This is a genomic window from Pedobacter nutrimenti (assembly GCF_032678445.1).
Taxonomy (GTDB): Bacteria; Bacteroidota; Bacteroidia; order Sphingobacteriales; family Sphingobacteriaceae; genus Pedobacter; species Pedobacter nutrimenti_A.
The window spans coordinates 302325-327956 of sequence record NZ_JAVTSQ010000005.1 but is presented as its reverse complement, the minus strand read 5'-3'; the positions used below and the strand labels follow the sequence as shown (position 1 = coordinate 327956).

The 25632-nt window shown below is 42.8% G+C and carries 17 protein-coding genes; 11 read left to right on the top strand and 6 right to left on the bottom strand.

Annotated features, from left to right (window positions below; genetic code table 11):
- The gene (locus tag R2S08_RS10980; protein WP_316835224.1) at positions 1 to 1374 is read right to left on the bottom strand and encodes an NAD-dependent succinate-semialdehyde dehydrogenase; all 1374 of its coding nucleotides are present in this window, start codon (positions 1372 to 1374) and stop codon (positions 1 to 3) included.
- A 90-nt stretch (positions 1375 to 1464) separates the two neighbouring features.
- Here R2S08_RS10980 and R2S08_RS10975 point away from each other — a divergent pair, with 90 nt between their 5' ends.
- Positions 1465 to 2331, top strand: a complete 867-nt coding sequence (locus R2S08_RS10975; RefSeq protein ID WP_316835223.1) for an aldose 1-epimerase family protein — start codon at positions 1465 to 1467, stop codon at positions 2329 to 2331.
- 60 nt (positions 2332 to 2391) lie between these two features.
- Positions 2392 to 3579, top strand: coding sequence for a GAF domain-containing sensor histidine kinase (locus tag R2S08_RS10970; protein ID WP_316835222.1), 1188 nt, complete (start codon positions 2392 to 2394; stop codon positions 3577 to 3579).
- Here R2S08_RS10970 and R2S08_RS10965 read toward each other — a convergent pair.
- Positions 3572 to 5158, bottom strand: a complete 1587-nt coding sequence (locus R2S08_RS10965) for a malate:quinone oxidoreductase (protein ID WP_316835325.1) — start codon at positions 5156 to 5158, stop codon at positions 3572 to 3574. The genes R2S08_RS10970 and R2S08_RS10965 overlap by 8 nt on opposite strands.
- A gap of 201 nt (positions 5159 to 5359) precedes the next feature.
- On the opposite strand from R2S08_RS10965, the gene R2S08_RS10960 reads away from it, so the two are divergent.
- Positions 5360 to 6055, top strand: coding sequence for a response regulator transcription factor (locus R2S08_RS10960; RefSeq protein ID WP_316835221.1), 696 nt, complete (start codon positions 5360 to 5362; stop codon positions 6053 to 6055).
- A complete protein-coding gene (locus tag R2S08_RS10955; protein WP_316835220.1) occupies positions 6052 to 7302 on the top strand; it encodes a HAMP domain-containing sensor histidine kinase in 1251 nt (416 codons plus the stop codon). The genes R2S08_RS10960 and R2S08_RS10955 overlap by 4 nt, the downstream gene beginning before the upstream one ends.
- Before the next feature lie 42 nt (positions 7303 to 7344).
- Here R2S08_RS10955 and R2S08_RS10950 read toward each other — a convergent pair whose 3' ends face one another.
- Genes R2S08_RS10950 through R2S08_RS10940 form a run of 3 tightly spaced genes read right to left on the bottom strand, consistent with a single transcriptional unit; the run spans position 7345 to position 12568 of the window.
- Complete coding sequence (locus tag R2S08_RS10950; protein ID WP_316835219.1) at positions 7345 to 8340, bottom strand: hypothetical protein; 996 nt, start codon at positions 8338 to 8340, stop codon at positions 7345 to 7347.
- Between the two features lie 51 nt (positions 8341 to 8391).
- The gene (locus R2S08_RS10945) at positions 8392 to 9774 is read right to left on the bottom strand and encodes a hypothetical protein (protein WP_316835218.1); all 1383 of its coding nucleotides are present in this window, start codon (positions 9772 to 9774) and stop codon (positions 8392 to 8394) included.
- 10 nt (positions 9775 to 9784) lie between these two features.
- Entirely contained in the window at positions 9785 to 12568 is a 2784-nt protein-coding gene (locus R2S08_RS10940) for a TonB-dependent receptor (protein WP_316835217.1), read from the bottom strand.
- 252 nt (positions 12569 to 12820) lie between these two features.
- Between R2S08_RS10940 and R2S08_RS10935 the strand changes: the two genes are divergently transcribed.
- The 3 genes from R2S08_RS10935 (at position 12821) to R2S08_RS10925 (ending at position 16632) form a co-directional block, all read left to right on the top strand.
- The gene (locus R2S08_RS10935) at positions 12821 to 14377 is read left to right on the top strand and encodes a metallophosphoesterase family protein (RefSeq protein ID WP_316835216.1); all 1557 of its coding nucleotides are present in this window, start codon (positions 12821 to 12823) and stop codon (positions 14375 to 14377) included.
- Complete coding sequence (locus tag R2S08_RS10930; protein WP_316835215.1) at positions 14364 to 16181, top strand: cytochrome-c peroxidase; 1818 nt, start codon at positions 14364 to 14366, stop codon at positions 16179 to 16181. Before R2S08_RS10935 ends, R2S08_RS10930 begins: the two co-directional genes overlap by 14 nt.
- Positions 16182 to 16290: 109 nt before the next feature.
- Positions 16291 to 16632 carry a hypothetical protein gene (locus R2S08_RS10925; protein WP_316835214.1) on the top strand — a complete coding sequence of 114 codons (342 nt, stop codon included), beginning with the start codon at positions 16291 to 16293 and terminating at the stop codon, positions 16630 to 16632.
- Here R2S08_RS10925 and R2S08_RS10920 read toward each other — a convergent pair.
- Complete coding sequence (locus R2S08_RS10920) at positions 16629 to 17816, bottom strand: metallophosphoesterase (protein WP_316835213.1); 1188 nt, start codon at positions 17814 to 17816, stop codon at positions 16629 to 16631. The genes R2S08_RS10925 and R2S08_RS10920 overlap by 4 nt on opposite strands.
- A gap of 48 nt (positions 17817 to 17864) precedes the next feature.
- On the opposite strand from R2S08_RS10920, the gene R2S08_RS10915 reads away from it, so the two are divergent.
- Genes R2S08_RS10915 through R2S08_RS10900 form a run of 4 tightly spaced genes read left to right on the top strand, consistent with a single transcriptional unit; the run spans position 17865 to position 25632 of the window.
- Positions 17865 to 19085: a Pycsar system effector family protein gene (locus tag R2S08_RS10915; protein ID WP_316835212.1), complete on the top strand. Its 1221-nt coding sequence runs from the start codon at positions 17865 to 17867 to the stop codon at positions 19083 to 19085.
- Positions 19086 to 19088: 3 nt separating this feature from the next.
- Positions 19089 to 21149, top strand: coding sequence for a polyphosphate kinase 1 (gene ppk1 / locus R2S08_RS10910; protein WP_316835211.1), 2061 nt, complete (start codon positions 19089 to 19091; stop codon positions 21147 to 21149).
- Complete coding sequence (locus R2S08_RS10905) at positions 21133 to 22008, top strand: SdiA-regulated family protein (protein WP_316835210.1); 876 nt, start codon at positions 21133 to 21135, stop codon at positions 22006 to 22008. Before ppk1 ends, R2S08_RS10905 begins: the two co-directional genes overlap by 17 nt.
- A 9-nt stretch (positions 22009 to 22017) precedes the next feature.
- Positions 22018 to 25632 (top strand): BamA/TamA family outer membrane protein, encoded by a 3615-nt coding sequence (locus tag R2S08_RS10900; RefSeq protein ID WP_316835209.1) that lies wholly within the window; start codon positions 22018 to 22020, stop codon positions 25630 to 25632.

Here is a 25632-nt window from a genome sequence, read left to right as displayed (position 1 = left end):
TTATTGAATATAGACGGTTTTGATGTTCACAAACTCATGGATGCCATATAAACCAAGTTCCCTGCCATAACCGCTTTGATTAATGCCGCCAAAGGGTAAACGGGGATCTGATTTGACCAGTGAGTTTACAAAACACGACCCTGCATTTAGTTGCTCACGTGCAATTTTTTCGCCCACGCTGTTGTTCCTTGTAAATACAGCAGATCCCAGTCCGAAAGGAGAATCGTTGGCCATCCGGATGGCATCTTCTGTATTCCTGGCAGAAATGACCAAAGCGACCGGACCAAATAATTCCTCGGTATAAGCTGGCATTCCTTTCTTTATACCTGTTAAAATGGTAGGGGTATAGAAGGCATGATTGCCTTTGTAATTGGGAATAGATCCGCCCAAGATACATTTTGCACCTGCCGCAATATTGTCTTTTACCTGCTGATGAAGTTCGTCCCGAAGATCGGTTCTGGCCATTGGACCAAGGTGAGTTGCCGGATCTAAAGGATCTCCTGTGGTTTTGGAAGCCATTTGTATCTTGAATTTTTTGATGAATTCTTTTTCTACGGCTTTGACCACAATAAACCTCTTTGCAGCAATACAGCTTTGTCCGTTGTTGATGAGCCTGCTTTCTGCACAAATACGGGCGGCCATATCCAGATCAGCATCTTCAAGGATGATATAAGGGTCGCTTCCGCCAAGTTCCAGTACAGATTTTTTGAGTACAGCTGCGGCCTGACTCGCTACTTGCATCCCTGCGCCCGTACTACCTGTTAAGGTGACCGCTTTAACCAGGGGGTTCTCTATAATTCCTTTTACAGCTTTACTGCTTACCACAAGGGTTTGAAAAACATATTTAGGAAACCCTGCTTCGAGAAGTATTTTTTCAATAGCCAAAGCACATCCTGTCACATTGGAAGCATGTTTAAGTACGCCGCAGTTACCTGCCATCAGGCCCGGCGCCAGAAACCGGAAGGCCTGCCAGAAAGGGAAATTCCAGGGCATAATGGCTAAAACGACACCAAGGGGCTGGAAACTGACATAGCTTTTGGAGGCCTCAGTTGTTACTGGTTCATCTTGCAGAAATTTTGCTCCGTTTAGTGCATAATATTCACATACTTTCGCGCATTTCTCAATTTCATCCCTTCCAGGCTGCAGGGGTTTTCCCATTTCCGAAGCCATAAGCCGGGCAAGCTCTTCTTTATACTTCCGGAGCGTGCCGGCGGTTTCCTTCAGAAAGGAAGCTCTTTCTTCAAAAGACGTCGCTTTCCACTTTTGCCATGTCGCATGTGCCCGATCTATTTTCTTGTTAATACTTTGCGCTGTTTCTTCTTTATAGGTTTTAACGGTTTTACCATTTACCGGATTGATCGATTGTATGCCCATGAGATAAAATTATACATTTAACATAAAAACAACCCTGACACGGATCAGGTTTTAAATATATTGTTAAAGTATTTTTCTATTTTTAAGGATATGATTTTATTGGAAAACGAATATGTTAAAGCATCTTTTGAACCCAGGGGTGCCGAGTTGAAAAGCCTGTTTAATAAGAAAACAAATCTTGAACATCTATGGAGCGGAGATCCTGCCTTTTGGGGCAAATCCAGCCCGGTTCTGTTTCCTATAGTGGGTGCTTTAAAGGATAACGCCTATTTTTATAAAAATAAACGTTACGAGATGTCCCGCCATGGTTTTGCCAGAGAAAAAGTATTCAAAACAGCGCAAATAAGCGAGCAGGAAGTGCTTTTTACACTGGAAAGTGATGAGGAGACTTTGCTGAATTATCCTTTTCAATTTAAACTGTGTCTGAGATACCGCTTGGAAAAAACATCATTGAGCTGTAGTTATGAAGTGTTTAATCCGGCTACTGAAACCCTGTTGTTCTCGGTAGGAGGCCACCCTGCTTTTGCTGTTCCATTACAGAAAGAGGAGACTTATGATGATTACTTTCTGGGGTTTAATAAAGACCAGTGCCTGGTGTACCACAAAATTGAACAAAACCTGATCGACGAGGAAACCAAAGAACTTCCCCTGAACGATGGAAAACTAGCATTGCAGCATTCCCTTTTTTATGATGATGCATTGGTTTTTAAATCTCTGAAGAGCGATTGCATTTCTATAGGCAATAAGAACAATGGGCATGGATTGCAGTTTTCTTTTGAAGGTTTTCCTTTTTTTGGAATCTGGTCTGCCAAAAATGCTGATTTTGTATGTCTGGAACCCTGGTGCGGTATTGCAGACAGTATTCATCACCACCAACAATTGGAGGAAAAGGAAGGAATCGTATCATTAGGGGCCGGAGAACACTGGAAAAGGTGCTGGAAAGTAGACGTATTTTAGTACTGGCTTATTACTTTGATCAAAGGTTTCACTATATTTGACTTTAGATTAATCGCCCTTATGTTTACATCAGATCAAATAAGTTCCCAGGAAAGTGAAAGGATCGCAGCTTTAAAAAGATACGAAATCCTGGATACGCCTCCGGATGCAAATTTTGACAGGCTAACCAGGTTTGCCTCAAAATTATTTAATGTTCCCATTGTACTGATCTCCCTTGTGGATGCGGAGCGCATATGGTTCAAATCTAAATATGGAGCCGATGTAAACCAGGTAAAGAGACATCCGGGATTTTGCGCCACCACCATATTGAAAGATGAAGTGCACATTATACAAGACGCCCTGCTGGATGAAACGACGGCATCCGATCCTTTGGTAACCGGTGATTTTGGTCTGAGGTTCTATGCCGGAGCACCTTTGAAAAATAAAGAAGGACACAATTTGGGTAGCCTTTGTCTGATGGATAAACAGCCCGGAACGTTCAATGCGGAGCAGCAGGAGCTGCTCACTGAACTGGCTGGTGTCGTGATTGATCATATTGAAATGCGGTTGAAAGCCAGGACAGCAAATGCTCAGCAGAATCAGTTGCTGCAAATTGCTGCCCATGATCTCAAGAATCCGCTCACAACTATTCCTGTGCGTGCCGATCTGATCAAGCTTAAAAAACATGATCCGGATATGGTCGATAAAATGTGTGATCAGATTAAACAGGCCGGATTAAAAATGACCCGGACCATCGATGAGTTGCTCACGACTTCGAGTATGGAGTCCGGTAAGATTAATCTTTATACTTTTAGACTCGATTTCGGAGAGATTGTAGCCCAGATCGTGGAGTCAAATCAGGCACTGGCAGATCACAAAAAGCAGAAAATTGAGTTAAAGATCGAAAAGGATTCGCAGCTGTATGCTGATGAGCAACGGTTAACGGAAATTATTGATAACCTGATCAGCAATGCCATTAAATACTCTCCTTTTGGAGCAGAGATTGAAGTAAAGGTTTATAACCAGGATAAAAAAGCTGTTTTAGCAGTGAAAGATAATGGACCAGGTTTAACAGACGAAGATAAGGCGGAGTTGTTCCAGCGTTTTGCAAGGCTTAGCGCAAAGCCCACCGGTGGAGAAAACTCTTCCGGACTAGGCCTCTCCATTGTAAAACAGCTGGTAGAAGCCCACCAGGGAAAGGTATGGGCAGAAAGTAAAGGTAAAAACCAGGGCTCTACTTTTTTTATAGAGCTCCCGGCTATTAATTAGTTTCTAAACTTAAGCCTTCGGGATGAAGGTTCAAGGCATGTGTCGTCTGTATTCTTAACTTTTCGCATAATTCACCGTCTTCGGCAAGCGATTGCCCGAAGGAAGGAACCATTTTCCTTAATTTCTGTTGCCATTCCTGTGTTTTTAGTTGTTCAGGGAAGCAACGTTCCAATAAGTTGATCATAATAGATACCGCTGTAGAAGCACCTGGTGATGCACCAAGAAGCGCAGCAATTGAACCATCGGCCGCACTGACTACCTCAGTTCCAAATTCCAGTATCCCGCCATGTTCTGCATCCTTTTTAATCACCTGAACACGCTGACCAGCTGTTTCCAGTTTCCAGTCCTCCATTCTTGCGTTTGGAAGATACTCTCTAAGTGCATCCAGGCGCTCGTCTGAAGACTGTCTCACCTGATTGATCAGATATTTGGTGAGCGGAATATTGTCCAGTCCCGCAGATATCATGGGTAATATATTATTCGCTTTAATAGAAAGCGGAAGATCCAGTAAAGAACCATTTTTTAAGAAGCGGGTCGAAAAGCCTGCGTACGGGCCAAATAAAAGTGCTTTTTTGCCATCAATCATCCGGGTATCCAGGTGAGGTACAGACATCGGAGGTGAGCCTACAGCAGCTTTTCCATAAACTTTAGCATCATGACGTTCAATAACTTCGGGATTGGTGCATTTTAGCCATTGTCCGCTTACAGGGAATCCTCCAAAACCTTTTCCTTCAGGGATATCAGATTTTTCAAGTAATGGTAAAGAACCACCACCTGCACCAATAAATACAAATTTAGCTTTTACTACCCGGCGTTTTCCGGTTTGTTCATCCCGTACTTTTATTTCCCAAAGGCCATTGATCTTTCTTAGTTTTTTAACATCATGGTTAAAATAAAGACTTACATTTTCTTTAGTTTTCAGATTGTTGAACATCATTCGGGTTAAGGCACCGAAATTGACATCTGTTCCCAAAGTCATACGGGTAGCCGCAACTTTTTCGTTTTTGTCACGTCCTTCCATCACCAAAGGAATCCATTCATCAAGTTGAGCCCGGTCTTCAGAATAAGTCATTCCTTTAAATAAATGTGACTTTTGCAATTCCTCGTATCTTTTACGAAGGTAGTCTACATTTTCTTCTCCCCATACGAAACTCATATGAGGAATGCTTTTAATAAAAGATTCCGGCGAGTCGATCAACCGGTTTTGAATCAGGAAAGACCAGAATTGTTTGGATATTTCAAAAGACTCAGCAATAGAAATGGCTTTGCTGGTATCTACAGAACCGTCCTTTTTTTGAGGGGTATAATTTAATTCGCAAAAGGCAGAGTGACCTGTACCTGCATTATTCCATGCATCAGAACTTTCTGCTGCCGCTACATCTAAACGTTCAAATATTTCTATGCTTAAATCTGGCTGGAGTTCCTTTAAAAGTACACCAAGTGTTGCGCTCATAATACCGGCGCCAATTAACACTACATCAGTTGCTTGATCAGATTTATTCGTTATGCTAGTCATGTGATTAATTAAATTGTACAAAAGTACACAAAAACTTGTTTTGACTTTGGTCTGTTTTGTTATTTTAAAGTAGTTTTTGAGGTTTTTTCAGCTGAAGATATCTTAAAGTTCCCCTTAAAGCTGTTTGCTTCTTTGCAGGTTGTGGGTTTATTTAACAGAGAGTTATCAGTAAATTAACATTCTTTAACTTACTTTGGCATTGCCTGTTTTAATTTCTTAACATCAGGTTAAAAATTCCTTGTTCCGGCAGGTTAAAATGAACACATGAGAATTTTAGTTATTGAAGATGAACAAGAGCTGTTAAAAAGTATAACAGTGTATCTTGAAAGCAACGCTTTTGTCTGTGAACAGGCCTCTCATATTTACGCCGCGAGAGAAAAGCTGGCCGCCTCCGACTACGACTGTATTGTGCTCGACATCACTTTGCCGGTAGGGAGCGGAATGGATATCCTTCGGGAGCTTAAAGCGGCCCATAAATCATGTGGCGTGCTGATCATTTCAGCAAAAGGCTCTCTTGACGATAAACTCCTGGGGCTTGAACTCGGCGCAGATGACTACCTCACTAAACCTTTCCATCTTCCTGAACTTGCTGCCCGTATACATGCCATCAACCGCAGAAGGGTATTTGGTGGAAATGACCTGATGGTCCTGGATAAACTTACGGTCAATGTCCAGGATAAATACGTGAGAACGGAGCAAGGAGCTGTAGACCTGACCAAGAAAGAATTTGAGTTGCTGATGTATTTCATCAGCAATAAAAACAGGGTGGTAACCAAGGAGGCGATTATTGACCACCTTTGGGGGGTACATTCCAATATGCCAGATAATTATGATCTGATCTACGTACACATCAGAAACCTGAGAAAGAAGATGACGGACAAGGGATGTCCGGATTATATCCACGCTGTATATGGCATTGGTTATCGCTTTTCTATAGCAGATTTACCAGTTGAAGCATGAAACTATTGTCAATGTACAACCGGTACAATGTATCGGTTATGGTCCTGGTCTTTATACTTTCCAGTGCGGTTTCTTTTTTCCTGATCAAACAAATCCTGAAAAATGAAGTGGACGGTAGTTTGCTGCGTGTAAAGGCAAAAATACAATTCTTTGTAGAGCAGCACGACCGCCTGCCGGAGGTGAACCTGCTCAACGATGAAATAATCAGTTTCAAAAGAGTGACCCGGCCCGGGAAGGAAGACGAGTTCCGCTCTGTAAAATTATTTATAAAAGGGATTGGCAGGGTTCATCTCTGCCGCCAGCTGATCTATACCCTGAACACCCGGGGAGCCTTGTACCAGGTGAGCATCATTAACCCTTTGGAGGGTACCAGTCATTTAACCCGTTTGATTCTGTCTGTGACTATTATCACCATACTGATGCTGATCATTGCCACTTTTGTAATGAACAGGCTGATCATCTCCAAATTATGGCGTCCCTTTTACCAATCTATTACTGAGGTGAGTAATTTTAAGATTAATGATGCACATGTTCCCGATTTTCCGGTAACCCGAATTGCGGAATTTAATTTCATGATCAGCAGCCTGAAAACGGCAACAACCAATGCTTCGGAAAATTACCGGATTCTGAAAGAATTTACTGAAAATGCGGCTCATGAAATTCAGACCCCTTTAGCGATTATACAGTCTAAGCTGGATCTGCTGGTACAACAGGATCTTCCTGCTGAACATATAGAGTCCTTACGCTCTGCTTATGGTGCCATCAGAAAACTGTCCAGAGTGAACCAGGACCTGTTGTTGATTACTAAAATTGAAAACAGTCAGTTTGAAAAGAAGGACCACGTTCGGATGAAGGAACATATAGAACTGAAAGTTCTGGAGTTCAAAGAGATTTGGCAGCTCAAGAACCTGGATTTAAAAGTCAGTTTACAGGAGGCAATTTTGTCCATCAGCCCAGAACTTCTGGAGATTCTAATCTACAATGTGTTGGGAAATGCCACCAAACATAATCACAATGGTGGTTTTATTCATATTGAGCTGGATGCCGATCAGCTCGTGGTGGCCAATTCCGGTTCAGAAAAGTCTTTAAACAGGGAACGTTTGTTCAGCCGCTTCTATAAAGAAATTAATAACAGTGAAAATAATGGTCTGGGACTTTCTATTATTAAACAGATTTGCGAGGTATCAGGAATAGAACCAGCCTATAGGTATGAGGATGGAACCCATCGCTTCTGCTTTTCATTTTAAAAAAAAGGCACGACGGATCGTGCCTTTTAGAATGATGTTTGATTATATTTTGTAAACCAGTACTTTAAATGAGCCTGGCTTGATGTTTTTGCTGCCAGCCACATAGTCTGCGGTACTGAAATAAATCTTATGTGTTTTGCTGTCCAGTGCCATTGTCTTTGCACCTGCAGGCGTTTTTAGCCGCTCCAGAACCGTATATTTATCTTTGGAAAGCTGTTTGATAATGGTGGTAATGCCGTCACCTCCCGAGCAGAAAATCATCTTTTGCTCTGAATCGAAGGCTACGGCATCTACATGGCTGCTGATGGGCAATGCAGTTATTGTTTTTCCTGTTGCGATATCCACCACGCTGAGTTTATTGGTTTCTGCACAGGCGGAGAACAAAAGACCCCCTTCTTTATCTAAGGCCAGACCGGTTGGTGCCGAACCTTTTTCCAGTGGAAAAGTACGGAGCGTTTTTTGAGCAGCGACATCAATTACGGCAATGGCATTTCCTTCCTCCAGGTTGTTGTAAATCAATCCTTTTTTGTCAGAAACAGCGAATTCAGGGGCTTCTCCGATCGCTACAGTACTGGTTTGCTGGTTGGTAGCAGGGTCAATAACGGCGGCATTATTTGACTTGCCACAGAACGCCCAGATTTTTTTACTGGATTTATCGTAGAGGATGGCATCTGGTTTTTCAGTACTGAGCTTGATGGTGGTGATGCTGTCGAGTGTTTTGTAATTAAATACAGTTACGGTATTGTTCGCACCGTTGGATATAAAACCTTCGTTAAACTCGGGTGCCAGGGCAATGCCATGTACGCCTGAAAGGTTTTTAATGGTGCCAATCTCTTTCTCTGTTTCCAGGTCCACTACATGGACACGGTCAAAATGGGAAACAAACAGACGGTTACTTTTTTTATCTGCTTGCAGGTAGTCCCATTTTCCATTTCCATTAAGTGATATCTTGTTGGAAAGTTTGTAGCCGCTTTGGGCAATTGCAGGTGTACTGAAGTAAAGGGCACAGATGGAGAGTGCCCATATTGTTCTTTTCATATTAACTTGTTTTTTATAGATGTATTCTTGTTTTTTGTTGTCAGTGCTTTATTAATTGTGTTGGTTGCCGTTCCCATTGCTTTGATAAGCACCCATATCCTTGCCCGGAGGCGTAATTTCTGTAGCACCATATTTCGGATTCAGAGGTACCAGTGCTTCGGGGCTAAAAGTGGTGTTTCCCTTGCCAATACATGGCGATCCAGGTTTTAAACGAAGGTTATAAGACCCAACCACCACTACATCTTTTAGATTATAGCCCGCAGGCAAGGGCACCGGACCGTTAACCAGCATAGGATCGTTTGCTTTAACCAGTGCGGGCGCATTGTAAACATCGCCAACTTTCCAGCCTGCCGGTAAAAAGGTAGAAGGTTTCGGGATATCTGTTACCGGAGCCTGGCTTAAGTATCCCGGAGGATAAAACTGATTTACAAGATCTGCATCATCCGCATAGCTGTAATTGTTTCCATAAGATAAATTTGCAATATCGGCTATAGGGGCTTTAACGACTCTTAATCCATATTTGCAATTGATCATGAGGTTGTTGTAAGCCATTCCGCCTGCACCTTCTTCAAAATTGATGGAGCCGCCGCGACCAGCTTCTGAACGTCTGAAACCACAATTGATAATGGTATTGTTGTATACTCTTACATTGGTAGGGAGAACGCCGGGTGCCGCGCCGGCATTAGAGAACTTTGGTCCGTTGGTCGCAATACCTATACATACATTATAAGCAAAATCTCCAATGGTACCTGCTTTTGCATTTAAGGCTTCACCACCGGTATAACCACATTTTTCAAAAGTATTTCTGAACATAGCGATCTTACCACCGAGGGTACGGATGGGATCATCTATACTGCCATAAATCCAGGAATCTTCCAATACAAATACACCAGCGGGGTTCTGGAAGTAAATAGGGTAAGATTTAGTCGAAATGGCACTGACCGCACCATTGCCAACTGCACCACCTGCAAATTCAATATGGGTCCATTTGATCACCAGTAGTTTGCACGTTGGAGCACAAATGATACCCGACCATTTACCTGCAAAAGCAGGGTCTTTGGTGGGATCTGCTCCCGGTTGATCCGTTTTAACCACGCCAGGGTAGGTAATGTAGTTCGGTTTTGCTTTGGTGCCCAAAGAGATCAAAGTTCCTTTTACCCCAATGCCGTAGCGGCCGGCAAAATTGATGGTGACACCTTCCTGAATGATTAAAGTGTCTTTTACATCAATAATCACATCGTCTCCTATGGTATAGGTTTTTCCGGCAAGCATGGTGCCTTTAATCGTACCTTTTAAAGGCGCCGCGTCACTTACTGGCGAAGCAGGTGCTGTGACAGGAGTAAACAAGTCTTTTCGGTCTGCAGACTTCTGGCAACCTGCCAGGCTCCATGCAGCGAGCAAGTATATTATAAGGAATGATCTGTTCAGTTTCATATCTAAGTATTTATAATTTGTATCTGAGTCCAAGTAGGAAAGAGGTTTTGAAATAGTCTTTTTGAACAATGAATTTGTTCGGGTCTGTTTGCAGGTTTAAAGGTTTACTGCCTTGAAATGCAAGATATTCAGCATAAGATTTGTGCAATTCAAGCTGCATAGGGGTATTGGTGATGTTGTTGATTTTTCCATACAAAGCGAGTCTTTTGACCAGTGATTTTTCAAAAGAAAAATCCAGTTGTGTGGTTGGAGCCTGCCAGTAGTCTAATCCATAGTATGGACTCACCAAAGCAATTCTTTCTCCTGTATACACCCCGGCAATTTGTATGTCCAGCCCAAGTTTAGGATTTTTATACAAGAGGGAAAGATTACCAACATGATCTGACTGTCCTTGTAAAGGCCTGGTTTCAGGATCTAACCTGGTCGTTTGACCTTTGTCCGATAAATAGGAAACGAGTTTGTCTGTTGTAATTCTTGATCTGGTAAAAGTATAATTTGCTGATATTCCGAAGGGACCAAAATATTTGGTAATTACGGCTTCCACACCAAAATTGGTTGCGGTTCCAAAATTTTGAGGTATCAAGGTTTGACTGGTTACACCAGATTTTATTGCGGTGTATTCAATTGGGTCTTTGATGTCTTTATAGAAGGTACCGATTAAGATTTCATCAGAACTTCCCGGAAAAAACTCGTACCGGAAATCGACATTATTTGCTGTGGTATGATTGAGGCCGGAAGGATTTCCTTGTTCTTTAAATACCTCTCCCTGGACACCATCAGGGATTAAGTCAATAAAACTTGGTCTGGTAAGGGCTTTGTAATAAGCCAGGCGCAGATTTTGATTTTCTGCCAAGGCATATTTGAATTGAAGGCTTGGCAACAGGTCAACATAATCTATAGTGCCAAAGCGATAGGGTTGTGACTCCGTAAGCTGTGTGTCGTAGTGCTGATGGGTTTGTTCAACTCTTAGCCCACCAAGCATCTCCAGTTTATGGAGTAATTCCCATTTGAATTGAACATAAGCCTCTGTAAGATCCTCTTTAAAAGTATAGTTGTTCCCGTTTACTGGAGAAAGACCACTATTGTCTACCGTATAAATGGCATCATTGATATTGGTGTAAGGCTGGGCGCCTTTTGCACCGGGAACCGGACTTAAGGAATATTCGTTATAGATATTATCTCTTTTTTTATCCCGGAAAACGGCGCCCAACTTTAATTCCATTTTTCTGTTCAATAGCATGCCTTGCTGGGTCATATTCACATAAGCGGAATAATCTTTATCCGAGTTTGCCATCCATAACCTGTTCATTTTTTGAATATCGTCAGACTGTTTTGTCATCTGACCAGTCTGAGAATCAATTTGAAAACCATATTGATGAGAAAAATAAGCCTGATCAGGCAGTCGATTATTTGCGATGGAATACACCAGTGACCAGTCCAGTTTTAAGCCGTTGTTCAAATCGTGGGTTCCCTGTAAGGTAGAATTGTTGATGGACTGCTTTTGCACCGTACTTCGGTCCTGATAATTGACAATACTGTTTAGTACAATCGTATCTACAATATTTCTTTCCTGAACATCCTTCAGGTTTACATATAAATTGTATAAGGAAATCTTGTTTTTTGAATTGATCTGGTAATCCAGTTTGGTATTAATACCTAAGCGCTGGCTTTGTGTAGAATACTGGCGCTGCTGCAGTTCCTGAAAGGAAGGGATGTTATTTACACTCGGTTGCGCGTTTGGCAGAAAAAAGGTAGAACTGGTGCCCCTGTAATTGTTCTGGTAACTACCGGACACGATAAAGCCAAATTTCTTGTCTTTTCCAAAACGGTTTCCAATGGTCAGGCCGGCGGTCATATTAACAGGTGTGTTTTTGGTGGTGTAGTTGAGTGCACCGCGAGGAAAATCTCCCACCTGGGCCATATAATTGTTGCCATTGAGTTCTGCGGGAGAGTATTTGCTGGTACCCGAAGTACTGAATTGTTTATAAGGCTGGCTGTCAAAAATGTTGTTATAGCCAGCCGCAAAATTTCCATCTATGATCAGGTGGGAAGGCGCATCCTTCATCACCAGGTTAATGGTTCCGCCAATCGCATCACCTTCCATAGAAGGGGTAAGGCTTTTGCTCACTTCCAGGTGATCCAGGATTTCTGAAGGGAACAGATCCAGAGGTACATAACGGTTTTTGTTGTCCGGACTTGGAATTTTAATGCCGTTGACTAATGTGTTGATATACCTTTTTTCCATTCCTCTGATAATCGGGTACCTGCCTTCACCAGCGCTGTTCTTCTCAATGGTTACCCCAGATACCCTTTGCATCACATTGGCCACCGTAAGGTCTGAAGAGAGCTGGATGGTTTTCGCGGAGACCACGTTGACCAGTGCCTCAGAATTCTTTTCCAGATCTCTTGCTTTGCGGTCTGAGGAATAGCCAGCTGCATTAATAGTTACGGTAGAAAGTTCTGATACATCCGGATCAAGTACAACTGAAACCGCATTCGGACCGGCAGAGGTAATGGTGATTTCCTGTTTTGCCGTTTTGTAGGAAAGATACTTTACTTCCAGGTGATAAGTACCCGGTTTAATGTTTTTAACGGTAAATGTTCCATCCAGTTGCACGAAATGTTTGGAGGATGTTTCAGCTACTTTTACGGTAGCACCAACCAACGGGTCTCCTGTTGCAGCATCATTTACCCTGCCCTTTAAGGTTTGGGCAAATGCAGTGCTCATGAGCAAAAGCAGGAAGGAAACAATCCCTGCAGTTCTTTTTAAAAATGGAGTAAAAGTAAGGGGCATAGTTTTGTTTTTTTTTGCAATGGTATCAAAAAACAAGAGCACCGAATGACACTGGTGAATTTGATGATGAACACATAATGTGTTATTAATAAGTACTTAAGAATCTCTTTAGAATTGATTTTTAGGATTGGATGTTAAAGGAGTAAAGCCGGAAACGGCTAACAATAAGGTGTTCCTGAATTAACATCAGGTTAATGTTGTAAGCTCTTTCTTTGCACTGGTATTATCATTTAAAACAGCTCCATTTGATCCATGACACTAAAGACTTTTCTTTCTGTTCTTTTATTAGCCCCCTTTGCCTGTTATTCGCAGGAAAAAGAAATTAAAACAAATGTACGACCTGAACTGATCCGCGGGCCCTATCTTCAGGCAGCGAGCAGCACCGGAATTGAGCTGCGCTGGCGTACAGATGTTTCCTCCCGCAGCCGTGTTCGTTTTGGAACTTCTCCGGATCGCCTGGACCAGCAGGTGGATGATGCGAGATTGCTGACAGAGCATCAGGTTAAACTCAAAGGCCTGAAGCCTTATACCAGGTATTATTACTCGATAGGTGGTTTTAAGGATACCCTTCAGACTGGAAAAGACAATTCTTTTATGACATTGCCGGAACCCGGAAAATCAGGGAAATACAGGATTGCTGCGCTAGGCGATTGCGGTGACAATTCGATTAATCAGCGGAATGTGAAAAATCAGGTGATCAAATATATTGGTGACCAGGAACTCAATGCCTGGATCTTATTAGGTGACAATGCTTATTCTGATGGTACAGATGCGGAGTTTCAGAGCAAATTTTTCAATATTTACAAAGATGATCTTCTAAAAAAGTATCCATTGTTTCCAACGCCAGGCAACCATGATTACCACGACACAGATGTAACTTCTGCTAAAGCACAGGTAACTCATGAAACGGCTTATTATCAGAATTTCTCAATGCCAACAGAAGGAGAGTCGGGTGGTGTCGCTTCTCATACCCAGGCTTTTTATTCTTTTGATTTGGGAAATATCCATTTTCTGTCCCTGGATTCTTATGGAAAAGAAGATCAGGCCTACAGGCTTTACGATACACTAGGCCCTCAGGTCAACTGGATTAAAAAAGATCTTGCTGAAAACAAGAACAAAGGCTGGGTGATTGCGTACTGGCACCATCCACCTTATACGATGGGATCGCACAATTCAGATAAAGAAGAAGAGCTGATCAAAATCCGTGAAAACTTTATCCGTATCCTGGAACGTTATGGGGTAGACCTGGTTTTGTGTGGGCACAGTCATGACTATGAAAGATCCAGATTAATGGCGGGACATTACGGACCGGAAGCCAGTTTCGATGCGGCAAAGCACAACCTGAGCAGTTCTTCGGGCCGTTACGATGGTGGAAACAATGCGGCACCTTATGTGAAAGCTCAGGACGGCAAAGGGACTGTTTATGTGGTGAGTGGATCCGCAGGTAAACTTGGTGGAAAGCAGAAATCTTTTCCGCATGATGCGATGTATTTCTCAGACGCAGATCATGGCGGGGCCAGCATGCTGGAGATTGAAGACAATCGCTTGGATTTGAAATGGATATGTGCCGACGGGCAGATCCGGGACCAGTTCACGATGATGAAAAATGTCAATAAGCATCAGGTCATCCAGCTGAAAAAAGGAGAGAAAAAAACCTTAACTGCCTCCTTCATTGGTAAATATACCTGGAATTCTTCTCCTTCTTCAGAGCGAAGTCTTGTTGTTTCGCCGGATAAGGATCAAATCTATAGCGTAACAGACGAATTCAATGTTGTAAAGGATACTTTCGAGGTCCATGTATCAAAATAAACTGAAAAGAGTTATACTGGGACTATTGCTGATGACCAGTCTGGCTATTGTTCTTGGATTAAAAAGGGCACCAGACCAGACTGCATTAACCCATACGATAGCTTATTTCAAAGAAAATTCAGGTGTATTTGCTGCTTCAACTGATCGGCTGAAAGCCGCAATTGTATTGCTGGACGGAAGTACAGAACATACAGAAAAGGCTAAACTGGCACTAAAGGATTGCCGGTTACGCTACAAAAGGATTGCGTTCTTCCTGGATTATTTCTTTGAAAGTTCGGCAATGATTTACAACCGCCCGCCTAAGGTAGAGGTTGAGGAACCTTATATGGAATACCAGGAACCTTCAGGTCTTCAGGTGATGGAAACCCTCCTGTATGAAGCGCAGCCAGTTCAGCATAAACAAGCCCTGCTGGCCCAGGCAGAACTGATCAGCAGTTCTGCTGATGATCTGGGCGCACTGACCTACCAGTTTGAAGCGACAGACCAGGAGATTCTGGAGAGCATAGACCTGGAACTGGTCAGGGTAATGGCCCTGAGCATCTCTGGTTATGATGCACCGGAACTGAAAAGCGGTATACAAGAAGCTCATCAATCTTTAACAGCTATTCATGATGTTGTACAGCCTTTTTTAAACAATGACGAGGTTTCTATAAAGTTCATCCGGAATTTAGATAAAGCCATGCTGTTTACCTCTGGCCAGGCAGATTTTGATGCTTTTGACCGTATGGCTTTTCTTAAAGATTATGCGATCCCACTTCAGGAAGCTTTGAAAAAGCTGATGTCAGCACATAAACTGTCGCTGTATCGTAAAAGTGCCCTGAATCCTGCCGCAAAACACCTTTTTGATAAAGATGCCATTGACCTTGAAAAGTTTCCTGCCGCAAAATCCAGGACTTCCCCGGAGATGGCGGCCTTGGGTAAAAGCCTTTTTTTTGAAAAGGCTTTGTCGGGAAACTTAAAGAGAAGTTGTGCCAGTTGTCATGAACCAGGAAAATACTTTACAGATGGCCTTAAAACCAGTTTGGCTTTTGATGGGGTAGCGCATGTACTTCGAAATGCACCTGCACTATATTATGTGGGATATCAATACGCCCAGTTCTGGGATGGACGGGCAAAAAGTCTTCCCGAACAAGTTCTGGAAGTGCTGCGCAATCCTTTGGAAATGAATGCGGATACTGGGCATGTTGTAAGGCACCTGCAGGACAACCCTAACTATGTAAAATCATTTGAGCGGGTTTTTGGAATCCACACCCCGATCCGCATCGGTCAGGTTGCATCAGCTTTATCAGCCTATATGCAAACCCTCGCGCCGTTTAATTCAGCGTTTGACAGGTACCTCAGTGGAAATCCCGGGGCAATGACAGAAGATCAGGTAAAAGGCTTTAACCTTTTTATGGGTAAGGCACAATGTGGTACCTGCCATTTTATCCCACTTTTCAATGGACTGATCCCGCCTTTTTATAAACGAACCGAGTTTGAAATCCTGGGTACACCTGGAAATGACGATCTGAAACATCCTCTGGCGGATAAGGATCAGGGAAGAGCAGACTTCTTTTCCATTGAGTATTATAACGGGGCTTTTAAAACCCCAGGACTGAGAAACGCAGCGATGACAGCTCCATATATGCATAACGGAGTTTTTAAAGATCTGGAACAGGTAATGGATTTTTATAACCAGGGTGGGGGTACCGGAATTGGCTTAAACTTGCCAAATCAGACACTTCCATCCAAAGCCCTTCATCTAACGGATAAAGAAATAAAAGAAGTTATCGCCTTTATAGGATCACTCACAGACCAAAAATAGTTTTTCGTATAAATTCTTAAAAAAAAGTTGATTGTAATTAATGTAAATTATAGAAAAGAAATATAATTTTACATTATAAAATCAAATATTAACCTTTATATTATGAATTATGTATAAGTATAAGATTGATGAATTTCTGGAAAATCTTCCGGTAAAGTTAAACAGGAACCTGGTCAGTGAAATTCCGAAGATTCTGAATATTTCCTATAATACATTCAGGAACTATTGTAAAATACCACTGAAAAGCAAAAAAGACATTCCTTACGGCTGTGTCAGAAAGCTGGAAATCCTTTTTGATATGAAAAATGGTGAACTCTGCAATTTTCGTGTTTCAGGAGATCATTATATGGAGGTCGCCAAAAGAGCCTCCCTCCGAAGGAAAAGGAGAAAAACTATAAGTCCGGAAAAAAAGGAAACTGATCTGGAAGAGGCTGAAAGCTCTGAAGCTTAAACCGTTTTTCTCAATTCTATGACAGTGACCTCAGGCCAGATACCTATTCTGCCGGAAAAGCCCAAAAAGCCAAAGCCCCGGTTAATGTTTAGGTATCGGCCATTTTCATTTTTAACTCCGGCCCAATGTGCATAACGGTATTTGACCGGGCTCCATTTGATACCAAATGCCTCTATTCCAAATTGCATCCCATGCGTGTGGCCTGCAAGAGTGAGCTGGATCTTTGAAGGATTTTGCTTGACTTGTGCTTCCCAGTGGGAAGGATCATGGGAGAGAAGGACCTTGAAATCTGAGGGGCTTACATTTCTCAGCGCTTTCTGCAAATCTCCACGTTCGCCAAAACCCAATCCCCAGTTCTCTACCCCGGCAAGAATGATTTTCTGCCCATTTTTGTAAATTTCTACATGTTCGTCAAGAAGGAGTCTGTAACCCATTTCAGCATGGTAAGTTTTGAGTTGCTGCAGATTGGCACGTTTATTTTCTTCACTTTCCCATTTCACGTAATCTCCATAATCATGGTTGCCTAATACAGAAAACTGGCCATAAGGTGCTTTTATCTTGGAAAAATCATTCATCCAGGGCACAATTTCACTGGCCTTGTTGTTCACCAGATCTCCGGTAAATACAAAAAGGTCAGATTTTTGGGCATTGATCAGTTCGATTCCTCTTTTAATGGCTTTCGGATTATTGAAGCTTCCGGCATGAACATCTGAAATCTGTGTAATGGTAAAGCCTTCAAAATTCTCCGGCAGATCGTCGAAAAATAAAGTATGTTTAATGACCCGGTAGGCATATTTTCCGCGGACCATTCCATAAATAAAGATCAGGATGGTGAGGATAAAGAGCATGGTTGAAAACTCAACCCAATGCAGGTTCCTCGGTTGCCCTGTAAACAGACGGGGAACATCACCAGCCAGTAATGCGATCGTAAAAATGAGCTCGCTGGTGAGCAGGATCAGGAAAGCATGTGTAGCAATTTTGAAAAAATTGCCCATTCCATGACTGTTGATTCTTCGTATGGCAGCAATCAATGAAAGTGTGGTTACAGCAACAAGGAGCCAGAAACCCAGACTTAATAAAGGATGGTGGGTATAGGTTTCAAAACCGGAAAGTACATACCAGTTCATCAATAAAAATAGAATGGCCATCAGGGCCAGAGGAAGAATGCTGAATTTTCGCTTCATGATGATTCAAAAAACAAAAGTACTGTATATATCTTTTATATTTATACCATGAATTACCTGGAAATCATAGAGCAGATCAAAACCCATGTTGAAGACGTATTCCATAATGGTAAGGATGATAGGCTGTTCTATCATAATTTATCACATACGGAGCAGGTGGTGAAACATATTGTCAAAATTGCAGGGCATTACCAGCTCAGTGACACAGACTTTTTTATTGTCGTTGCTGCAGGATGGTTCCACGACATTGGTTATTTTACAGACTGTAAGCATCATGAGGAGGTCGGAATAGAGAAGGCCAGGGAATTTATGGGTAAATTCCAGTTGGATGAAGGAATCCTTACGGCTGTTGCAGGTTGCATTATGGCCACCCGTATGCCGCAAAGACCCGAAGGCTTGCTGCAGCAAATCATATGTGACGCCGATCTTTATCATTTGGGAACGGACAGTTTTAAAGATAAAGACAAAGCGATGCATAAGGAAGCCGAGGCTTTTTATGGTCACGATATCGAGAAGGAACTGTGGAGAAGGCAAACGATTAAATTTCTGGAGGCGCACCACTATCATACAACCTATTGTATCGAACATCTGGCCAAGGGAAAAGAAGAAAACCTTGCCGGTTTAAAAGAAAAATCATTAAAATATCAACAAAAAATGAATACAGCTGTGCAGGATCAGACTGCTATAGTAATGGACACAGAAAGTTCCGGAAAAAAAGATAAAAAGAAAAAGACAGACAGACCAGACAAAGGCATTGAGACCATGTTCCGGATCACTGCCGGAAATCATCAGCGTTTGAGTGATATGGCTGATAATAAGGCCCACATCATGATCTCTACCAACTCCATTATTTTGTCGGTGATCCTCAGTATTTTGCTGCGTAAACTGGAAGATAACCCACACCTGATCGTTCCGACACTCATCCTGCTGGTCATTTGTGTAACCACTATGGTGTTTTCCATCCTGGCTACACGGCCAACCATCCCTTCCGGGAAATTTACCGAGCAGGATGTACGCTCACATAAAGTGAACCTTCTTTTCTTTGGCAATTTTTACGGAATGAGCCTGACAGATTATGAACGAGGTATGCAGGAGATGATGGAAGACCGGGATTTCCTTTACGGAAGCCTGATCCGGGATTTGTATGGACAAGGCGTGGTGCTTGGACGAAAATACCGTTTGCTTCGGATTGCATATAATGTATTTATGTTCGGGATCGTTGCATCTGTTTTGGCATTTATGATTGCTATGGTATTCGTGGCTATGTAAAATATGATAGAAAAAGATACTTTCTTTAACCGCGACCTCAGCTGGCTGGGCTTCAATGAAAGAGTATTGATGGAGGCTGGCCGTGATCAGGTCCCTTTGCTGGAGCGAATCAAATTTTTATCAATTTATTCGTCCAATCTGGATGAATTTTACCGGGTCCGGATGCCTGTGCTGATGGCTTTGGACACATTGACTACCGATAAGGAGAATGAAGAGGCCTACCGGACTGCGAAAGTAGAAATTAACCGCCAGCAGCACGAATTCGGCAGGGTGTTATCGGAAGATATCTTGCCTGAGCTCCTGAAACAGAAGATCCATTGGATCTACAACCAGGAAATGCCATCAAAACTGAACGAAGAGACGGGGAAAGTTTTCTTTAATGAAATACTGGCCGTACTTCATCCGGTAAGGATAGATATAGAGGAAAAGGTTTTCTTCGCCCAGAATAACAAACTGTACCAGGTTGTGATCCTGGAAAATCAGCAGGGAAAGGAAAGGATCGAATTGGTCAATGTGCCTTCTGACCTGTTGCCGCGTTTTTACCATTTTCAGGCAGATGGCCTGCGGTATGTGGTTTTCCTGGAGGACATCATCAAACAACATCTGGAGCATTTGTTCCCCAAAGACAAGATTACAGGGGTATATAATGTGAAGATCACCAGAGATGCAGAACTTCGTCTGGAAGAAGAACTGGATGCGGATATGGCTGCTATGATAGAAAAAGAGCTGGCAAAAAGGGATCTGGGGCTGGCCACTCGTTTTTTATGTGAGCCGGGTATTCCCTTACGCTGTTTGTACAGGATCATCTACGCGCTAAAACTAGAAAAGGCCTCTGTAGTGGAAGGTGGCGTTTACCATAACCTGAAAGACCTTGGAAGCTTTCCTCTGGAGGATAAATCGCTGGAATATCCACGAAGAACAGCCTTAAATGCCGTGGATATCCCCCCGGGGAAAACACTGTTTGAACAGATTGCAGAACAGGATCTGCTGATCCATGTTCCTTATGAAAGTTATGATCCTGTCCTTCGGTTTTTTAATGAAGCAGCCCATGACCCGTTGGTAGAAGAAGTCTATTGTACTTTATACCGGGTAGCTAACCCATCCAGAATTATACAGGCATTGATCAGTGCTTCCCAAAATGGTAAAAAAGTAACCGCTATGCTGGAACTTAAAGCACGTTTTGATGAAGCCAATAATATCAAATGGGCTGCCCAGATGAAGGCAGCTGGAGTAAAAATCATTTACAGCAGCGTTTCCTTTAAGGTACACGCCAAGGTTGCGCTCCTGAAGCGCCGTGAGGGGGCAGGTAAAAAATACCTTGGCTTGCTGGCCACGGGAAACCTAAATGAAAGTACTGCAAGATTCTATACCGATCATATCCTGCTCACTTCCGATGAACCCATGCTCAAAGAACTGGAGCTGTTGTTTGGCTTTCTGGGCAAAAAGAAAAAGAGACCCGCAGAAGGAGATTTCATTGATTTTAAACACCTGCTTGTCGCGCAGTTTAATTTGCAAAGTCGCTTTTTAGCGCTGATCGATCAGGAAATAGAAAATGCTTCAAAAGGACTTTCTTCGGGCATTACCATTAAGCTCAATAACCTGGAAGAAAGGGTATTGATCGCCAAGTTATATGAAGCATCCCGCGCCGGAGTAAAGGTGAGATTGCTGGTGCGCTCTATTTGTTGCCTCATTCCGGGAGTGAAGGGGCAAAGTGAACAGATTCAGGTCAGACGTATTGTGGACCGCTATCTGGAACATGGCCGGGTATTTATTTTTCACAACCAGGGCGACGAAAAAGTCTTTTTGGGTTCGGCAGACTGGATGAACCGGAATATATACAGCCGTATCGAAGTCTGTTTCCCCGTGTATGAACCAAAATTGAGGCAAGAACTCCTCCATATTCTGGATCTGCAGCTGGCAGACAATGTACAAGCGGTCGAACTCAATGACCATCTGCAAAATATTCCTGTAACCGGGAAGCCTGAAATCCGTTCGCAAGAGGCCATTTATACATTTATTGAAACGAATTTGATTAAAACATCTCCTCATGAAGAAATTTTATAAAGCCATTATCTGGGTCTTGCCTTTATTTGCGCTTCTGGTATTTTATGCCTGTAAACCTGCCCAGGTAAAATACACCAGCCCAAAAGGATATGATCTGAACAATCCGGAAAAATTTAATATGCCGGAAAGCTTGCTGGAAATTAGCGGGATTGCTTTCCAGAAGGGTGATGGTAAAACCATATATTCCATTCAGGATGAAGACGGCAAACTCTTTAAACAAACCTGGGGTGTTAAAAAACAAACGAATGTCCATTTTGCTTCTAAAGGCGACTATGAAGATCTGGCCATCTTAAAGGAAACTGTTTTTGTACTCAAAAGTAACGGCAGTATTTATGTTTTCCCCCTGGGAGAAATTTATAAAAAAGAAACAGATCAGGTAAAACAATGGAAAAAAATCCTGCCTAAGGGAGAATACGAGAGTTTGTACGCAGATGAAGCCAGCAATAAGCTCTACGCCATCACCAAAAACAGTGATGAGGACCACAAGAGCAGACAATCTACCGGTTATATCTTTAATTATTATCCAGCCGATGGTAACCTGACGCTGGCCGGGGATTTTAAAATAGATTCCAGGCAAATTGAAGCATTTGGCACACCAATTAAATCTGGTCTTAAAACCTCTGCATTAGCAAAGAACCCACGGACCAACGAATGGTATATTCTGTCATCTGTACAAAAGATGCTGGTGATCACAACTCCGGACTGGAAGGTGAAGGAAGTACATAAGATCAGCCCTTCCAAATTTAATCAACCTGAAGGCATTGCCTTCGATAAAGATTTTAACCTTTATATTTCCAACGAGGGAGATGAGATTAGCCCGGGAAATATTCTTAAATTTAAATACAGGCCCTCTAAATAAAGCTTTCTCATGAATAAGCAATTGTTTCCTTTGCTGTTGTTATTATCCCTGTTTCAGACAGCACTGGCACAACAGGCAGATACCATTTACTCCAGAGTGATCCTTATTGGAGATGCCGGGGAAATAGATCAGCAACAAAGTGCAGTACTCCGGCATGCCGCAGGCAGCATTTTGAAAGGCAAAACCACCGTGATGTACCTGGGTGATAATATATATCCGAAAGGAATGGGCTTACCGGGCAGCAAGGAAGAGGAACAAACGAAAAAGATCCTGCAATCCCAATACCAGCCCATGCGCGAAAAGGGCGCACCAGTTTACTTCCTTCCCGGTAATCATGACTGGGATAAAATGGGGCCTGACGGACTGGCGAAGATCAAAAGACAATGGGAATTCCTGGAAGAGCAAAAAGACAGCCTCCTGCAGTTGATTCCCCGAAATGGTTGCCCTGATCCGGTTGAAATTCCTGTTTCTCCGGAGGTCACGATCATTGCTTTTGACAGCGAGTGGTGGTTGTTCCCTTATGCAAAAGACAATCCCGAAGCAGAATGTGATTGTACCAGCAAAGATGCAATTCTGATGCGGCTGCAGGAACTTCTGGATAAAAACAGAAATAAGGTGATCCTGCTGGCTTCTCATCACCCCTTTAAAACCTATGGTACTCATGGGGGTTACTATTCACTGAAAGATCATTTGTTCCCTTTTACGGCGCTGAACCAGAACCTGTATATTCCAATGCCTGTTGTGGGCTCTTTGTATCCTTTCCTGCGTTCCACTTTCCCTACACCTGAAGATACAGGAAACCCATTATACAGGGATATGGTTAAAAGAATTAACCAGGTTTTTGAAGGTTTTCCCAATGTGATCCGTGTTGCCGGACACGAACATGGCCTGCAATTTATAAAGGATAAAACCATACAGGTGGTTAGCGGTGCAGGAGCAAAACACAGCTATGCCGTGAAAGGTAAACATTCCTTATATGCCAATGCCAGGCAGGGCTATGTCATCGTTGATGAACTATCGGGTAAAAGAATGAAGTTTACCTATTTTATAGATACAGATACAGCCGTAACGCAGGCCTTCAGTTATATACAAGCTTATGCAGGGGTAAATGAACAGCAGGTTGCACAAGTCAGACCATTGCAAGGAGATAGTGCCATTACCGCATTAAAACCCGGATATGACAGCGTTGGTCATTTTCACCGCTTTTTGTTTGGCGAAAACTATCGTAAAGAATGGGCACAGGAAACCCGTTTGCCAGTGATCCGTCTTTCAGACATCCATGGTGGTTTAACACCCGAAAAAATGGGAGGCGGGTTCCAAACCAAATCTCTGCGGCTCAAGGATAAAAATGGAAAGGAATATGTGCTTCGGGGCGTAGAAAAAAGCCCGGAGAAGATCCTTCCGGAAGACATGCGGGAAACCTTTGCCAAAGACTGGGTAGATGATGCCATGAGTGCACAGCATCCTTTTTCAGCACTGATTGTTCCACCGCTGGCCGCTGCGGCAGGGGTACCTCATGCCAATCCCATTATAGGGGTTGTCTCTGCTGATCCAAACCTGGGTAAATACAACAGCATATTTGCCAATAAGGTGTGTTTGCTGGAAGAAAGGGAGCCTGAAGGCACCTCAGACAATACCCCAAAAATGATCCGGAACATGGTGAAGGACAATGATTATAATGTGGATGCCAGGGCTTTTCTGAAAGCCAGATTGTTGGATTTACTGATCGGCGACTGGGACCGGCACAGCGACCAGTGGCGCTGGTACGGAGAAAAAAAAGGAGACGACGAAATTTATGCACCTGTACCCAGAGACAGGGATCAGGTATTCTATACCAACCAGGGCGTATTACCCTATTTGGCAGCCCGTTCCTGGCTGGCCCCTAATCTTCAGGGTTTTGGCGGTAAAATTAAGGATATACGCTATTCTTTGTGGAAGAGTATGTTCCTGGACAGGTATCCGGCCGCTCAGATCAGTCATGCAGAATGGACTGCAATTGTAGAAGATTTTGTGAAAGCAGAAACGGATGAAGTATTGGAGGCGGGTTTGAAACGTTTGCCGGAATCCGCCTATAAGCTACGACATGAGGTGCTTTTGCAGCAGCTCAAAGACAGAAGGGCAAGTATTCCTGCAGAAATGGAAAAATATTACCGTTTTAAAAATAAGATCGTAGATATCCATACCACAGCAAAGAACGAACTGGTCCATATTAATGGAACACCAGACAAAGGCATGCAGGTGATCATTAACAAAGTGAGCAAGAAAGGAAATATTCAGGACACTTTGATGAACAAGACTTATAACCCGGAGGTAACCAAAGAAATCCGTCTGTATGTTGGCGGTGGCGATGATAAGATCGTATTGAACAATGGAACCTCCTCTATCAAACTAAGAATGGTAGACAGCACAGGAAATAAAACGGTGGAAGTTTTACAAGCCAAAAGAAAAGTACTGCTGTATGACCGGGGCACTCAACTCAAGCTTCTGGGCGACAGCTCCAGGCTCAGATTGAAGTTGTCTGCAGACAGTGCAAATACCGCTTATATGACCACGAACCTGATGAATGTAACCATGCCTCTGGTCACTATAGACATTAACCCGGATGATGGTTTTCTGCTGGGGGCTGGCTTTAGAAGAACCCATCAGGAAGGATTCAGAAAGCATCCTTACAACGATGTACAAGAGTTCTTTGTCAGCCACTCCTTTTCTACCAAAGCCTTTAGGATCAAATACAGCGGAGAATGGATCAAGGCCCTCGGCGAAGCAGATCTTCTGATCAAGGCTGCGGTCAATGCTCCTGAAAATTCAGTGAACTTTTACGGAAGAGGCAATGAAACCGTATTTGATAAAACAGGAGATTATAAAACCTATTATCGTGCGCGGTTCAGTACCTACGAAGTAGATCCGGCGCTTCGCTGGCGTTCTTTAGCCGGCATGAGTATAAGTGTTGGGCCATCTTTCCAGTTTTACAGGTATAATGCCGAAGACAACACCGGCCGTTTTATAAGTCAGCCGTCAAAAATTGGTTCTTATGATAGCTTAACTGTAGACAAGGACAAGCTTTATACCGGATTAGTTGCTAATTTTACCAATGATAAACGAAGCAATAAGATTTTGCCGGTGTGGGGGAGTTATGTAAATATTAAGGTGCAGGGTTATACAGGTTTAAACAGTTATTCAAAATCATTTGTTCAGATTATCCCTGAAGTAGCGCTGTATAAAAGCTTCAATACCAAAGGAACCATTGTATTAGCGGAGCGTTTTGGTGGAGGGGTTACCTTTGGGAAAACCGCATTTTATCAGAGTTTATTTCTTGGCGGACAAGGGAATTTATATGGTTTCAGACAAAACAGATTTGCCGGACAGCATATGGCCTATAATAACCTGGAGCTCCGGGCTAAAATTGGAGATTTTGCCAGTTACCTGGTTCCGGGCCAGATTGGTCTGATTGGTTTTTACGATATTGGCCGGGTTTGGGAAAATGGGGAAAGCTCAGATCAATGGCACAATAGCGTTGGAGGGGGATTGTACGCAACAGCTTCCCATTATGCTATTGTAAAATTTATTATGGGTTACTCTACAGAAGGGTGGTACCCAAGTATAAATCTTGGAATGCGTTTTTAA

Excerpts from the sequence above, each read along its gene's own strand:
- R2S08_RS10980 (WP_316835224.1), bottom strand. The coding sequence starts at position 1,374 with ATGGGCATACAATCGATCAATCCGGTAAATGGTAAAACCGTTAAAACC.
- R2S08_RS10975 (WP_316835223.1), top strand. The coding sequence starts at position 1,465 with ATGATTTTATTGGAAAACGAATATGTTAAAGCATCTTTTGAACCCAGG.
- R2S08_RS10970 (WP_316835222.1), top strand. The coding sequence starts at position 2,392 with ATGTTTACATCAGATCAAATAAGTTCCCAGGAAAGTGAAAGGATCGCA.
- R2S08_RS10960 (WP_316835221.1), top strand. The coding sequence starts at position 5,360 with ATGAGAATTTTAGTTATTGAAGATGAACAAGAGCTGTTAAAAAGTATA.
- R2S08_RS10955 (WP_316835220.1), top strand. The coding sequence starts at position 6,052 with ATGAAACTATTGTCAATGTACAACCGGTACAATGTATCGGTTATGGTC.
- R2S08_RS10950 (WP_316835219.1), bottom strand. The coding sequence starts at position 8,340 with ATGAAAAGAACAATATGGGCACTCTCCATCTGTGCCCTTTACTTCAGT.
- R2S08_RS10945 (WP_316835218.1), bottom strand. The coding sequence starts at position 9,774 with ATGAAACTGAACAGATCATTCCTTATAATATACTTGCTCGCTGCATGG.
- R2S08_RS10940 (WP_316835217.1), bottom strand. The coding sequence starts at position 12,568 with ATGCCCCTTACTTTTACTCCATTTTTAAAAAGAACTGCAGGGATTGTT.
- R2S08_RS10935 (WP_316835216.1), top strand. The coding sequence starts at position 12,821 with ATGACACTAAAGACTTTTCTTTCTGTTCTTTTATTAGCCCCCTTTGCC.
- R2S08_RS10930 (WP_316835215.1), top strand. The coding sequence starts at position 14,364 with ATGTATCAAAATAAACTGAAAAGAGTTATACTGGGACTATTGCTGATG.
- R2S08_RS10925 (WP_316835214.1), top strand. The coding sequence starts at position 16,291 with ATGTATAAGTATAAGATTGATGAATTTCTGGAAAATCTTCCGGTAAAG.
- R2S08_RS10920 (WP_316835213.1), bottom strand. The coding sequence starts at position 17,816 with ATGAAGCGAAAATTCAGCATTCTTCCTCTGGCCCTGATGGCCATTCTA.
- R2S08_RS10915 (WP_316835212.1), top strand. The coding sequence starts at position 17,865 with ATGAATTACCTGGAAATCATAGAGCAGATCAAAACCCATGTTGAAGAC.
- ppk1 (WP_316835211.1), top strand. The coding sequence starts at position 19,089 with ATGATAGAAAAAGATACTTTCTTTAACCGCGACCTCAGCTGGCTGGGC.
- R2S08_RS10905 (WP_316835210.1), top strand. The coding sequence starts at position 21,133 with ATGAAGAAATTTTATAAAGCCATTATCTGGGTCTTGCCTTTATTTGCG.
- R2S08_RS10900 (WP_316835209.1), top strand. The coding sequence starts at position 22,018 with ATGAATAAGCAATTGTTTCCTTTGCTGTTGTTATTATCCCTGTTTCAG.